The organism is Acidisoma sp. (assembly GCF_035492295.1).
Classification (GTDB): domain Bacteria; phylum Pseudomonadota; class Alphaproteobacteria; order Acetobacterales; family Acetobacteraceae; genus Acidisoma.
This window is the reverse complement of sequence record NZ_DATJJK010000019.1, coordinates 1-13424: the sequence shown is the minus strand read 5'-3', so window position 1 is coordinate 13424 and position 13424 is coordinate 1. Positions and strand designations below refer to the sequence as shown.

The following is a 13424-nucleotide window of genomic DNA, read 5'->3' as shown; positions in this document are numbered from 1 at the left end:
ATATGTCGAGACAGGGGAGCCGGTGGGCAGCCGCACGCTCTCGCGTCGTCTGCCGCTGGCTCTCTCGCCAGCCACTATCCGCAACGTCATGGCCGATCTGACCGATGCCGGGTTGCTCTACGCGCCGCATACCTCGGCCGGGCGCCTGCCGACGGATCGCGGGTTGCGGCTTTTCGTCGACGGGCTGCTGCAGTTCGGCGATCTTGGAGAGGATGAGCGGGACGCGATCGATGCGGCGCTGGCAAGCCACGGTCGCAGCCTGCAGGATACGCTGGCCGAGGCCTCGACGCTGCTCGCCGGCCTCTCCTCAGCCGCCGGCCTGGTGCTGGCGCCCAAGGCGGAGGGCAATATCAAGCACATCGAATTCGTGCCGCTCGCCTCCGGCCGGGCACTCGTCGTGCTTGTTTCCTCCGAAGGTCAGGTCGAAAATCGGGTGATCGACATCCCGACCGGCGTGCCGCCCTCGGCCCTGCAGGAGGCGAGCAACTACCTCAATGCCCGGCTGCAAGGCCAGACCCTGGCCGATTTCCGCACCAATATGGCGGAGGAGATCGCGCGGGACCGCAACACGCTGGACGAGCTCGCCGCCGGCATCATCGAGGCCGGGCTTGCCACCTGGGGCGGGGAGGGGCGCGGCGGCAATCTCATCGTCCGAGGTCAAGGGCGCCTGCTTGCGGACGTCACCCAGATCGAAAAACTGGCCTCGATCCAGACGCTCTTCGAGCGGCTGGAGGCGCAGGAGACGATGCTGCGGCTTCTGGAACTGGCGGAGACCTCGGACGGGGTGCGGATCTTCATCGGTGCCGAAAGCGGGCTCTTCGGCTCGGCCGGCGTTTCCATGATCGTGGCGCCGACGCGGGGGGCAAACAACCGCATTGTGGGGGCGATCGGCGTGATCGGGCCGACACGCATCAATTACGGCCGGGTTATCCCGGTGGTGGATTACACAGCGCGGGTCGTGGGCCGGCTTCTTGGGTAAGGCGACCCGGCGCAACCCCCCCGAAAGGCGGTGCTGCCTCTACCTACCGGTTCCAGAAAAATCGTGCTAAATTTTTTTGTTGTTAGAATTCAACTTCTAATTCGGTGATCTCTTGGGGTTCCTGCTTCGCCGCCCGCACCCATTCAGCCATGTCTGGCCAAGCCATAATGTCCTGGCAATACTGGGCTGCGCGCGGGTTCAGTGCGACGTCGTAGGTTAGGAAGCGCGTGACGACCGGCGCATACATGGCGTCCGCGACCGTCAGCCGCTCCCCGAACAGATACGGCCCTTTCCAGGTCAGGAAGCACTCCTCCCAGATGGCCAGAATGCGCTCGATATCGGCGCGTGCGGCCGACCAGATGGTGAAGCCCGGCCGAAAGGCATGCAGGTTCATCGGCAGTGATGAGCGAAGCGCCGCAAATCCGGAATGCATCTCACCGCTGATGGCCCGACACCGCGCGCGTGCATGCCTGTCCTTCGGCAGCATCTGCGCATCCGGGCGCAGCTCGTTCAGATATTCAGCAATAGCGAGGGTGTCCCATATAGAGAGACCATCGTGGATGAGCGTTGGGACCAAGATGGACGAGGACCGTAGGAGCAGCTCTGCCCGTGCGGCCGGATCGTCCGGGTCGACGAATTCTTCCCGGAAGGGCAAGCCTGACAGTCGGGTGATCAGCCACCCCCTGAGACACCAGGAGGAATAGTTCTTGCTGCTGATGAGAAGCGTGGCCTCTGCCATGAACGACGTCCTATCCCCCAAAGCCGGCAACTCTTTCTATCAGAGCCTTGGACTGGAGCGGAACTGGATGACCGGCGGCAAGGAAAAAAACAGCCAGTCGGTTTTCTACGAAATGGCGCGGCCCTTGGCGGGCCTGCCCTTCTCTGATTATTTCGCCGCTATCGGCACGCCGATGCTCTACCAGCTCTATCAGGCTCAGGCGGATATGATGGAGCCGGCGCGGCGCTGGGCCGAATTCACCGGCCAGGTGCTGAACCAGTTCGATCTCACCAAGCCCGAGGCACTCGGCCTGCGGGGTGCCGCGGCCATGACCGAGGCCTTCTGGCGCACCGCCATCACCCATCAACGGCCTGCCTACGGCCTCCGACCGGTCGTGGTCGGCAATCGCCCGCTCGCGATTACGGAGGAGGTGGTGATGGAGACGCCCTTCTGCTCCCTCCTCCATTTCCGCAAAGAGAGCCCGGTCCGCCAGCCGCGCGTGCTGGTCGTGGCCCCGATGTCCGGCCATTTCGCGACGCTTCTGCGCAATACCGTGCAGACGCTGCTGGCCGACCACGACGTCTATATCACCGACTGGAAGAACGTGCGGGACGTGCCACTCTCGGCCGGCGTCTTCGGCTTCGAGGACTATACCGACCACGTCATCCAGCTGCTGGAAGCGATGGGGCCGGGTGGGCATGTGCTGGCCGTCTGTCAGCCGGCCGTGCCCGTGCTCGCCGCCGTCTCCGTCATGGCGCGGGAGGGGAATATCGCGACCCCCCGCAGCATGACCTTGATGGCGGGGCCCATCGACACGCGGGTTGCCGTCACCCGCGTGAACGTGCTGGCGCAGGAAAAGCCGATCGAATGGTTCGACAACAACGTGATCGGCATCGTCCCCTGGCGCTTCAAGGGCGCCAACCGCCGCGTCTATCCCGGCTTCATGCAGCTCAGTGCCTTCGTGGCGATGAATTTCGACCGACATCTCCGCGCCGAAATTTTGCAGGCGCGCAACATTGTGGGTGGTGACGAGGCACGCGCCGAGGTGCACCGCAAGTTCTACGATGAATACCGTGCTGTGATGGATCTTCCGGCGGAATTCTTCCTCGAAACAGTCAAGCGCATCTTCCAGGATCATGACTTGCCGCTGGGCCGCATGACCCATCGCGGCGAGCGTGTCGACCCCGGCGCCATTCGCCGCACCATGGTGCTGACGGTGGAGGGCGAGCGGGACGACATTTGCGGCGTCGGCCAGACCATGTCGGCGCTCGATCTCTGCACCGGCCTGCCGACGACGATGAAGCAGCACCATCTGCAGACCAATGTCGGCCATTACGGTGTTTTCAGCGGCAGCCACTGGGCGCGGGAGATCTATCCGAAAGTCCGCGCCGTCATCGAGATGAGCAGCTGAGGTCAGGGCCCAGGCGACACGCCGTGCGTTTGACCGGGCAACAGGCCGTCGCCTCGAACTCCCTGGCGAACGGCCAAGAATGGCAACCTGCCGACGGCACGGCCTCTATCGCCGGGCGCGGGTTGTCGATCAGTCATCCTGGGCGTCGTCGCCGTCGAGACGTCACGTCTCGCGGGTGAGGGTCAGGGCCCGTGCATAGACCTGCCGTCGGGGCAGGCCGGTTTCGGCCGCGACGATGGCGACCGCTTCCTTGAGGCGGGAACGCTCCAATTCTTGCATGAGGCGCGCGTCGAGCTCGGCCTCCGGCATCTCGTCCTGTCCGGGGTCGGGTGGCGCGAGCAGGAGGCAGATTTCGCCCCGCGGCGGATCGGCGGCCACGCTCTCGGCGATCTCCGACAGCGTGCCGCGCCGCACCTCCTCGAAATGCTTGGTCAGTTCGCGCGCCAGCGCCGCCGGCCGGTCTCCGAAGACCGCGTGGAGATCGGCCAGCGTCTCGGCGACGCGATGCGGGCTCTCGTACCAGATCACGGTGGCGGAAAGACCCGCGCCCTCGGCCGCGCGCAAGCTGGCGAAGGCCGTGCGCCGCGCAGCACCCCGCGGCGGCGGAAAGCCCAGGAACAGGAAGGGATGTGGCGGCAGGCCGGACAGGGTCAGCGCCGTCACCGCCGCATTGGGGCCGGGGAGCGCGGTGACGGTCAGCCCCTCGGCCACGAAAGCCCGCACCAGACGGAAGCCGGGATCGGACATGAGCGGCGTCCCGGCGTCGCTGACGAGCGCGAGCTTCGTCCCGCCGCGCGCCGCCGCCAGCAGCTTCGGGATGCGGCCTTCCTCGTTATGATCGTGTAAACTCTCGAGCCGCGTGCGGATGCCGAGCGAAAAGAAAAGGCGTGCCGTGACACGGCTATCTTCACAAAGCACGATATCGGCCAATCTCAGTGTCGCGATCGCGCGACCTGTCACATCCCCGAGGTTGCCGATCGGCGTGGAAACCAGCACAAGACAGGCTTGGGCTCCGCCAAGCAACGGCCAGCTATCGGTCGGCGGCGGATCCCTTTCAGACGGAGGGTTATGAAGTGCGTCTTGCTCGGGCATCGACTCTCCTCGCAGTCCTTCTGGGCCTCGCGGGCTGCGCGGAACAGTCCGGGCTGGCCCCTAGCATGGGCTCCGGCTCCGGCTCGCCGCAAGCGCTCGGCGCGGCCGGCTTGCCAGCCCCTGCCGGCAGCCGCATCGCCGTTCTGGCGCCACTGACGGGCGCTTATTCGAATGTCGGGCCGGTTCTCGTCAATGCCGTGAAGCTCGGCCTCGGTCAGGCCGCGGCGAGCTCGATCAACGTGCTCGATACCGGTAGCACCCCGCAGGGCGCTGCCGCCGCCGCACAGAAGGCGATCGCGGACGGCGCCGGCCTCATCATCGGGCCCCTCACCACGACCGAGGCTGCGGCCGTCGCCCCCGTCACCGGGCCCGCCCATGTCGATGTGCTCGCGCTGACATCGGATTCCACCGTCGCCCGGCCCGGCCTCTGGGCGCTCGGCATCACCCCGGCCGAGCAGGTGCGGGCGCTGGTGAACGCCGCCAATGCCCAGGGCCATGGACAGATCGCCGCCTTCCTGCCGGAGAGCCCGCTCGGCAATGCCATGGCGCGCGCGCTGCAAAGCACCGGCGGGGCGCAGCAGGTCGCGACCTATAGCGCCGGTAGCTTCTCCTCGATGAATTCCTCGCTCCGTTCGCTCTCCAACTACGGCAGCAGGCGGGGGCCGATCGACGCGCAGATCAAGCAGCTGCGCGGTTCGCATACGGTTGCCGGCCGCCAGGAGGCCGCGAAGCTCGCGCGGCAGCCGATTCCGCCGCCGCCCTTCAATGCCCTGATGGTGGCGGAAACCGGCAGCGGCCTCGGCGAACTCGCGTCCCTCCTGCCCTATTACGATATCAATCCCGGTCCGGTCCTGGTGCTGGGTCCCGGTCTCTGGGCGGCGGACCCGGCCGCCGTGGCGCATGCGGGCTTCAGGGGCGCGCTCTATGCAGCACCCGATCCGGCCGCGGCCGGCCCGTTCAATTCAAGCTACGCGCAGGCCTATGGCGGCCCGCCCCCGTCGCTTGCCGCCATTGCCTTCGACGCGGCGGCGCTGGCGCGGGTCACGACGGAACATGGCCGGATCGATCAGGCCGCACTCACCAACCCCTCCGGCTTCACCGGGGCGGATGGGCTGCTCGCCCTGGCGCCGGACGGCTCCGTCAAGCGTGGCCTCGCCGTCTTCCAGGTGTCTCCCGACGGTGGGCAGATCGTCCAGCCGGCGCCGCAGAGTTTCGCCCCCGGAAGCTGACGGGCCTGGATGATCCGGCACAGGACGCGAAAGGCTTGATGACTATATGAGGGAGGCGCGGGTACCCGGGATCAGTCGCTGGATGGTGCTCATCCTGGCGGTGCCGCTGATCGGCCAGATCATTATGGTCTGGGCGGGCACCGCCCGCGGCGACGTCACCCTGATCCTCATCCTGGTCGAAATCCTCGTTGCCTTTGTCGCGGCGGTTCTCTGGCGGCAGGATTTGGAGCGGCTGCACCGTGTTCTGGCGGGGCTGCCGACCGAGCCCCCCCGCTTGCCGGAGATCGACCGGCTTGGCAGTTACCTGGGGCAAAGCAAGGGTGAGGCCCAGGGGCGCGCCGCCCAGCTCGAAACCGCTCTGCGGGCCGAAAAGACGATCATCGAGCATCTGCCCGAGCCGCTGCTTCTGGTGAACGCGGACGGTGCCGTCCAGCGGCTGAACGAGGCCGCGCGGCAAAGCCTTGGGGAGGATATCGCGGCGGTTCTGCGCCATCCGTTGCTGCGTGGCGCGATCGACAAGGCATTGGCTTCGGGCGAGCCACAGGCGGCCGACCTTCTCTTTGCCGCGCCCATTCCGCGCGAGATCCACGCGACCGTGACGCCGCTCGATTCCGGCCTTTTCGACCAGAGTCTGGCGACGATCCTCCTGGTTGACCACACGCGGGAGCGGGCGGTCGAACGCATGCGGGCGGATTTCGTCGCCAATGCGAGCCATGAGTTGCGTACCCCGCTCGCCAGCCTCATCGGCTTTGTCGAAACCCTGCAGGGACCCGCGAAGGATGACCCGCAAGCGCGGGAGCGCTTCCTTGAGATCATGGCGCAGCAGGCGGCGCGCATGAATAGGCTGATCGACGACCTGCTCAGCCTGTCCCGCATCGAGCTCTCGGAACATCAGTCGCCGCAAGGCAAGATCGACCTGACCCAACTCGTCCAACGGACGGTCGCGAGCTTCGAGCCGCGCATCGTCGATCGCGGCGTCACGCTCGATCTCAGCCTGGCCGAACTGCCACCGGTGCCGGGCGATGTCGACCAGATGGCCCAGGTCCTTGCCAATCTGCTCGACAACGCGCTGAAATATGGGCGCGAGCAGGGCCGCGTGACACTGTCTGTGGAGCCGGTCGAGGGGGCGCCCTGGCCGAGCAGGCCCGGTGTCGTGGTCATGGTGGGCGACGATGGGGTAGGCATTCCGCGTGCCCATCTACCGCGGCTGACCGAGCGCTTCTATCGGGTCGACAAGGGCCGCTCGCGCGCCGTCGGCGGTACTGGTCTTGGGCTTGCCATCGTGAAGCATATTGTGAACCGCCATCGCGGCCAGCTGGTCGTTACCAGCGAGGAAGGTCAGGGGTCGCGCTTCAGCATCTGGCTACCTCGTTGATCCGCCCCTAGCAGGCGTTCTACCGCTTCGGCGGTTGAAAGCGGCCCCGCGCATGCGTATCTGGCTCCTCGCAATTTCGTGTGTCCGGCGCTTGCGCGGCATCGTCCTCAAACCTAAGTCAGAGCCCATGAACGAAACCGAAAACCCCCAAACCAATCCCGAGGAAGATCCTGTCACGGACGACGTGGCCGATCTCTCGCCTTTAGAGCATCTCGCGGCACTCGAGGCCGAGCGTGACGAGATGCGGGACCGCTGGATGCGGTCGGAGGCGGAGATGGCCAATCTCCGCGCCCGCACCAAGCGCGAGGTCGAGGATGCCCGGCTGTTCGCCGTGCAGAAATTCGCCCGCGACGTCGTCGAGGTCGCGGAGAATCTGAAGCGCGGCCTCAGCAGCCTGCCCGCCCCGAGCGCCGAGGAGCCGGAGATCATCGGCAAGCTGCGCGAGGGTTTCGAGGGTATCGAGCGGAGCTTTGTCGCGACCCTCGATCGCAATGGCGTGAAGATGGACGATCCGACGGGGAAACTCTTCGACCCCAACCTGCATCAGGCGATGGCCGAACAGGAGACGACGGAGCACCCGCCCGGCACCATCATCCAGGCCTGGACCCAGGCATGGACGCTCAATGGCCGTCTGCTGCGACCCGCCATGGTCGTGGTCGCCAAGGCGCCCAGCGCTTAGGCACGGGCCACCAATTGAGGCTGTGAGAATTCGAAGCGCGGCTATTCCGAGATTGTGCCCAATATTTGGGCAGCCAAATCTTGTGTTGGAACCGTCGCGAAGCTATCTATTTTGTATGTTCCCAAGGGGGGCGCCGGTGCTTCGGGTCGGTCGCTCCCGCTTATAAAGGAGACTGCGCATGAGCAAGGTCATCGGTATCGACCTCGGCACCACCAATTCCTGCGTCGCGATCATGGAGGGCAAGGATGTCCGCGTGATCGAAAATAGCGAGGGCGCCCGTACGACGCCCTCCATGGTCGCTGTCACCGACAGCGGCGAGCGCCTCGTCGGCCAGGCCGCGAAGCGTCAGGCGGTTACCAACCCGTCCAACACCCTTTATGCCGTGAAGCGCCTCATCGGCCGCCGTTACGAAGACCCCATGGTCGCGAAGGACAAGGGCCTGGTGCCCTACGCCATCGTGAAGGGCGACAATGGCGATGCCTGGGTCGAGGCCCGCGGCGAGAAATACGCGCCGAGCCAAGTGTCGGCCTTCATCCTCACCAAGATGAAGGAGACCGCCGAAGCCTATCTCGGCGAGACCGTGACCCAGGCCGTCATCACTGTTCCGGCCTACTTCAACGACGCCCAGCGTCAGGCGACCAAGGACGCCGGCAAGATCGCCGGGCTCGACGTGCTCCGCATCATCAATGAGCCGACGGCGGCGGCACTCGCCTACGGCCTCGACAAAAAGGCCTCCGGCACCATCGCGGTCTACGACTTGGGCGGCGGCACTTTCGACGTTTCCGTCCTCGAAATCGGTGACGGCGTCTTCGAGGTGAAGAGCACCAACGGCGATACCTTCCTCGGCGGTGAGGACTTCGACGTCCGCATCATCGACTATCTGGCCGATGAGTTCCGAAAGGAAAATGGCATCGACCTGCGCAAGGATAAGCTTGCGCTGCAGCGGCTGAAGGAAGCCGCCGAGAAGGCCAAGATTGAGCTCTCCTCCGCCAAGGAGACCGAGATCAATCTGCCGTTCATCACGGCCGACGCGTCAGGCCCGAAGCACCTCGTGCTGAAGCTGTCCCGCGCGAAGCTCGAAAGCCTGGTTGATGATCTGATCCAGCGCACGCTGGAGCCCTGCCGCGCGGCCCTGAAGGACGCGGGTGTGACGGCGGGCGAGGTGGACGAGGTGATCCTGGTCGGCGGCATGACGCGCATGCCCAAGGTCATCGAGACGGTGAAGCAGTTCTTCGGCAAGGACCCAGCCCGCAACGTGAACCCGGACGAGGTGGTCGCCATCGGCGCCGCCGTTCAGGGTGCGGTTCTGCGCGGTGACGTGAAGGACGTGCTGCTGCTTGACGTGACGCCGCTCTCGCTCGGCATCGAGACCCTTGGCGGCGTCTTCACCCGCCTGATCGACCGCAACACCACGATCCCGACCAAGAAGAGCCAAACCTTCTCGACCGCCGAGGACAACCAGACGGCCGTGACCATCAAGGTCTATCAGGGCGAGCGTGAGATGGCGGCCGACAACAAGGCGCTGGGGCAGTTCGATCTGGTTGGGCTGCCGGCCGCACCGCGCGGCGTGCCGCAGGTCGAAGTCACCTTCGATATCGACGCCAACGGCATCGTCTCGGTCTCGGCCAAGGACAAGGCGACCGGCAAGGAGCAGCAGATCCGCATTCAGGCCTCGGGCGGCCTGTCGGATGCCGATATCCAGAACATGGTTCGCGAGGCGGAGGCTAACGCTGCCGCCGATAAGGAGCGGCGCGCCTTCGTCGAGGGCCGCAATCAGCTCGAGGGTCTGATCCATCAGACGGAGAAGACCCTCTCCGAAGCTGGAGACAAGGTCTCCGCCCAGGACAAGGGCGAGGCGGAAGCCGCGATCGCTGCCGCCCGCACGGCCATGGAGGGCACGGATGCCGCAGCCCTCACCGCGGCCAGCGAGCGCCTGACCCAGGTCGCCATGCGCATCGGCGAAGCGATGTATAAGGCGCAGCAGGAAGCGGGTGCGGCTCCGACTGGCGAGGCACCCGGCGCCGGTGCTTCCGATTCCAGCACGGGCCCGAACGGTGAGCGCGTCGTCGATGCCGAGTTCGAGGAAATCGACGACAAGAAGAAGTCGGCCTGATCTGCCGATAGATTGGGCACATTGGCCCGCGTGACCAAGGGACGCCTGCGCTTCTGACGAAGGCAGGCGTCTTCCTTGCATGGGGCCAGAAGGGACCGGCGGCATGTCAGCGATGGCGTGCCGTCGTCGCCTGTGAAGGGCTGAGGGCATTCGATGGCGAAGAACGACTATTACGCGACCCTGGGCACGGCCCGAGATGCGAGCGCGGACGAACTCAAGAAAGCGTATCGGAAGCTCGCCATGCAGTTCCACCCGGACCGCAATCCGGGGGACAAGCAGGCTGAGGCCAGGTTCAAGGAAGTGAACGAGGCCTACGAGGTTCTCAAGGACGACCAGAAGCGCGCGGCCTATGACCGTTTCGGCCATGCCGCTTTCGAAAATGGCGGCGCTGGGGCGGGCGGCTTCGATTTCTCCCAGGCCGGGGGATTGGGCGACATCTTCGATCAGATGTTCGGCGACTTCATGGGGCGTCGCGGCGGCGGCGGGGGTGGCGGCCGTGGCGTGCGTATGGGCGGCGACATCCGGGCCGAAATCGAGATCGACCTCTCCGAGGCCTTCTTCGGCACCAAGACTCAAGTGCGCGTCCAGACCCGGGTCAATTGCGAGGCCTGTGACGGGACCGGTTCCGAGGCCAAGGACCGCACGGCGAGCGACACCTGTTCCACCTGCGGCGGCATGGGCAAGGTCCGCGCCCAGCAGGGCTTCTTCCTCGTCGAACGCACTTGTCCCACCTGCGCCGGCACCGGCCGCGTCATCCGCAATCCCTGCCGCGTCTGCCATGGCGCGGCGACGGTCCCGCGCGAGCGCGCGCTGCAGATCACGATTCCGGCGGGCGTCGAAGACGGCACGCGCATCCGCCTCACGGGTGAGGGCGAGGCGGCCGGGGCTGGTGGCCAGCCGGGCGATCTCTATGTCCATGTCAGCGTCCGGGCCCATCCGATCTTTCAGCGCGAAGGGGCGACGATTCTCTGTCGTGTGCCGCTGAGGATTTCACAGGCGGCGCTGGGCGGTGAGATCGAGGTGCCGGTGATCGACGGCACGCGGGCCAAGGTGAAAATTCCGGCCGGGACCCAATCGGGCGAGCAGTTCCGCCTGCGCGGCAAGGGTTTTTCCGTCCTGCGCAGCGCCGCGCGGGGCGATATGTACATTCAGGTTGCGGTGGAGACACCGCAACAGCTGACACGCCGGCAGCGCGAGCTGCTGGAGGAATTCGAGCAGGAAGCGACGCAGCATGCCAAGGGCAGCCCGGAAGCCGAAGGCTTCTTTGCCAAGGTAAAAGAGTTTTTCGACGGCAAAGCGTGAGGGCCGGCGCAGACTGATCAATAAAAAAGGGCGCCTCGCGGCGCCCTTTTTTTAGTCGTCACACTTTAGTCTGCGGCCGCGCCGTAGCCGACGATGCCCTTGATCTCTGTGAAATCGTCCAGACCCCAATGGGACCATTCGCGCCCGTTGCCGGACTGCTTGAAGCCGCCGAAGGGCGCCGAGATATTGGTGGGCGGGGCATTGATATAAACCGTGCCGGCGCGCATGCGGGAGGCGACGCGACGCGCCTTCTCGAGATCCTCGGACTGGACATAGGCGGCCAGCCCATATTCCGTGTTGTTCGCTTCCGCGATCATGCCCTCTTCGGTGTCATAGGGCATGATGGAGAGCACCGGCCCGAAGATCTCCTCCTTCGCGATGCGCATCTCGGGCGTCACATTCGCGAAGACGGTCGGGCGGACATAGTAGCCTTTCGTGAGCCCGTCCGGCAGGCCGGGGCCGCCCGCGACCAGTTCGGCACCTTCGTCGATGCCGGCCTGAATAAGGCCCTGGATCTTGTCGAACTGAACCTTGCTGACGACGGGACCGAGATTGGAATTCTCGCTGCGGGGATCGCCCACCGTGAAATTTCCGGCGGCGGCGCGGGCGATTTCGACAACTTCGGGGTGGCGATCCCGCGGCACCAGCATGCGCGAGGGCGCGTTGCAGCTCTGGCCACTGTTGCTGAACATATTGGCGATGCCTTCCGGCACGCGGCGGGCGAAATCGGCCTCGGGCAGCAGGACGTTGGGGGATTTGCCGCCGAGTTCCTGGTGCACGCGCTTCACGGTATCGGCCGCTGCCTTGGCGACCAGGATGCCGGCGCGGGTAGAGCCGGTGAAAGACATCATGTCGACCTGCGGATGGGCGGACAGCGCCGCGCCGACCACGGCGCCTTCGCCGTTCACCATGTTGAACACGCCCTTTGGCACGCCCGCCGCATGCATCGCCTCGGCGAAGATGATGCCGCTGATAGGGGCGATTTCGGAGGGTTTCAGCACCATCGTGCAGCCGGCGGCAATCGCCGGGCCGACCTTGCAGGTAATCTGATTCAGCGGCCAGTTCCACGGCGTGATCATGCCGACGACACCGATCGGCTCGCGCACGATCTTCATGTCGCCTTCCATCCGGGAGAATTTGTACTCCTTCATCACGCGGATCATCTCGCGCAGATGGGCTTGGCCGATCCAGGCCTGGGCGGAACGCGCGAAGGCCAGCGGCGCGCCCATTTCCTGGGTGCAGGCCTGGGCGATGTCTTCGTAGCGCTTGTCGTATTCCACCAGAATGGATTCGAGCAGCTGCAGCCGTTCGGCCGGCGTCGTGCGGGAGAAACTGTCGAAAGCCGCGCGGGCCGCAGCAACGGCCTTCTCCACATCGGCCGCCGAACCGCCGGAAATCTGGGTGAAGACCTCCTCGGTGGACGGATCGATCACATCGATCGCCTTGGGCGAAATGGGGTCCACCCAGGCCCCATCGATGTAGAACTTCATGTTGTTGCTCATACCGAGGCTCCGAAAATAAGATCTGGGATTATGGGGCGGGATCATCGTCTCCATTTAAGCGTCCGGCAACTCCCACCCGTGCAGCCTCGGTGGCTGGGCAGGGCGCGCGCTTTGCGCAAAACTGATCGGATGCGCCAAGATCTGATCGATAGCCTCGTCCAGGAAGCAAGCCTCTTCCTCGGTTCCCGTATCAGCACGAATGCGAGCCTGCGGGAGCAGCATTCCCATGGTGAGGGCTCCTTTCCGCCCGGCCTGCCGGATGCCGTGGCCTTTGCCGAGACGACCGAGGAGGTTTCCCGGCTCGTCGCGCTCGCCCATGCCCGTGGCGTGCCGGTGATCGCCTTCGGCACCGGCACCTCGCTCGAGGGTCACGTCAACGCCGTGCAAGGCGGGCTGACCATTGACCTCTCCCGCATGGACCGCATTCTCGAAGTGAATGCGGAAGACATGGATTGCCGCATCCAGGCTGGAGTCGTTCGCAGCAAGTTGAACGAATATCTGCGCGACCAGGGACTGTTCATGCCGATCGACCCGGGCGCCGATGCTTCCATCGGCGGCATGTGCGCGACGCGGGCTTCCGGCACCAATGCCGTGCGCTACGGCACCATTCGCGACAACGTGCTCGGCCTCACCGTCGTCATGGCCGACGGCCGTGTCATCAAGACCGGCGGGCGGGTGCGCAAATCCTCCACCGGCTATGACCTGACGCGCCTCTTCATCGGTTCGGAAGGCACGCTCGGCATCATCACTGAAATCCAGCTGCGGCTGCACGGCATTCCGGAGGCGATTTCCTCCGCTACCTGCCAGTTCGACAGCATGGCGAGTGCGGTGCAGACGGTGATCGAGGTCATGCAGGCGGGCGTGCCCATCGCCCGCATCGAGCTTCTGGACGAGGTCCAGATGGAAGCCTGCATCGCCTATTCCAAGCTGGCCGGCTTCGAAGCGCTGCCCAGCCTCTTCTTCGAATTCCACGGCACGCCGGCCGGCGTGCGCGAGCAGGCCGAGATCGTGGAGGCGCTCGCGG

11 protein-coding genes are annotated in these 13424 nt (G+C 65.5%); 8 read left to right on the top strand and 3 right to left on the bottom strand.

Annotated features, from left to right (window positions below; genetic code table 11):
• The coding region (gene hrcA, locus VL752_RS01270) for a heat-inducible transcriptional repressor HrcA (protein ID WP_325351916.1) at window positions 1-979 on the top strand (979 nt) is incomplete at its 5' end.
• A gap of 82 nt (window positions 980-1061) precedes the next feature.
• On the opposite strand, the gene VL752_RS01265 is transcribed toward hrcA, so the two are convergent.
• Complete coding sequence (locus VL752_RS01265) at window positions 1062-1718, bottom strand: glutathione S-transferase family protein (protein ID WP_325351915.1); 657 nt, start codon at window positions 1716-1718, stop codon at window positions 1062-1064.
• Here VL752_RS01265 and VL752_RS01260 point away from each other — a divergent pair.
• Window positions 1717-3108 carry a polyhydroxyalkanoate depolymerase gene (locus VL752_RS01260; RefSeq protein WP_325351914.1) on the top strand — a complete coding sequence of 464 codons (1392 nt, stop codon included), beginning with the start codon at window positions 1717-1719 and terminating at the stop codon, window positions 3106-3108. The genes VL752_RS01265 and VL752_RS01260 overlap by 2 nt on opposite strands.
• A gap of 162 nt (window positions 3109-3270) precedes the next feature.
• Here the strand turns inward: VL752_RS01260 and rsmI are convergent, their stop codons facing one another.
• Window positions 3271-4200, bottom strand: a complete 930-nt coding sequence (gene rsmI, locus VL752_RS01255) for a 16S rRNA (cytidine(1402)-2'-O)-methyltransferase (protein WP_325351913.1) — start codon at window positions 4198-4200, stop codon at window positions 3271-3273.
• On the opposite strand from rsmI, the gene VL752_RS01250 reads away from it, so the two are divergent.
• The 5 genes from VL752_RS01250 (at window position 4182) to dnaJ (ending at window position 10898) form a co-directional block, all read left to right on the top strand.
• Entirely contained in the window at window positions 4182-5429 is a 1248-nt protein-coding gene (locus VL752_RS01250; protein ID WP_325351912.1) for a penicillin-binding protein activator, read from the top strand. The two genes, rsmI and VL752_RS01250, sit on opposite strands and share 19 nt — an antisense overlap.
• A gap of 46 nt (window positions 5430-5475) precedes the next feature.
• Window positions 5476-6804 carry an ATP-binding protein gene (locus VL752_RS01245; RefSeq protein ID WP_325351911.1) on the top strand — a complete coding sequence of 443 codons (1329 nt, stop codon included), beginning with the start codon at window positions 5476-5478 and terminating at the stop codon, window positions 6802-6804.
• Window positions 6805-6931: 127 nt separating this feature from the next.
• Complete coding sequence (locus tag VL752_RS01240) at window positions 6932-7483, top strand: nucleotide exchange factor GrpE (RefSeq protein WP_325351910.1); 552 nt, start codon at window positions 6932-6934, stop codon at window positions 7481-7483.
• Between the two features lie 178 nt (window positions 7484-7661).
• Window positions 7662-9596: a molecular chaperone DnaK gene (dnaK, locus tag VL752_RS01235; protein WP_325351909.1), complete on the top strand. Its 1935-nt coding sequence runs from the start codon at window positions 7662-7664 to the stop codon at window positions 9594-9596.
• Window positions 9597-9749: 153 nt separating this feature from the next.
• Complete coding sequence (gene dnaJ, locus VL752_RS01230; RefSeq protein ID WP_325351908.1) at window positions 9750-10898, top strand: molecular chaperone DnaJ; 1149 nt, start codon at window positions 9750-9752, stop codon at window positions 10896-10898.
• Between the two features lie 65 nt (window positions 10899-10963).
• On the opposite strand, the gene VL752_RS01225 is transcribed toward dnaJ, so the two are convergent.
• Window positions 10964-12400 (bottom strand): aldehyde dehydrogenase family protein, encoded by a 1437-nt coding sequence (locus VL752_RS01225; RefSeq protein WP_325351907.1) that lies wholly within the window; start codon window positions 12398-12400, stop codon window positions 10964-10966.
• A 129-nt stretch (window positions 12401-12529) separates the two neighbouring features.
• On the opposite strand from VL752_RS01225, the gene VL752_RS01220 reads away from it, so the two are divergent.
• Window positions 12530-13424 (top strand): FAD-binding oxidoreductase (locus tag VL752_RS01220; RefSeq protein WP_325351906.1); only part of this gene is annotated, 895 nt, incomplete at its 3' end.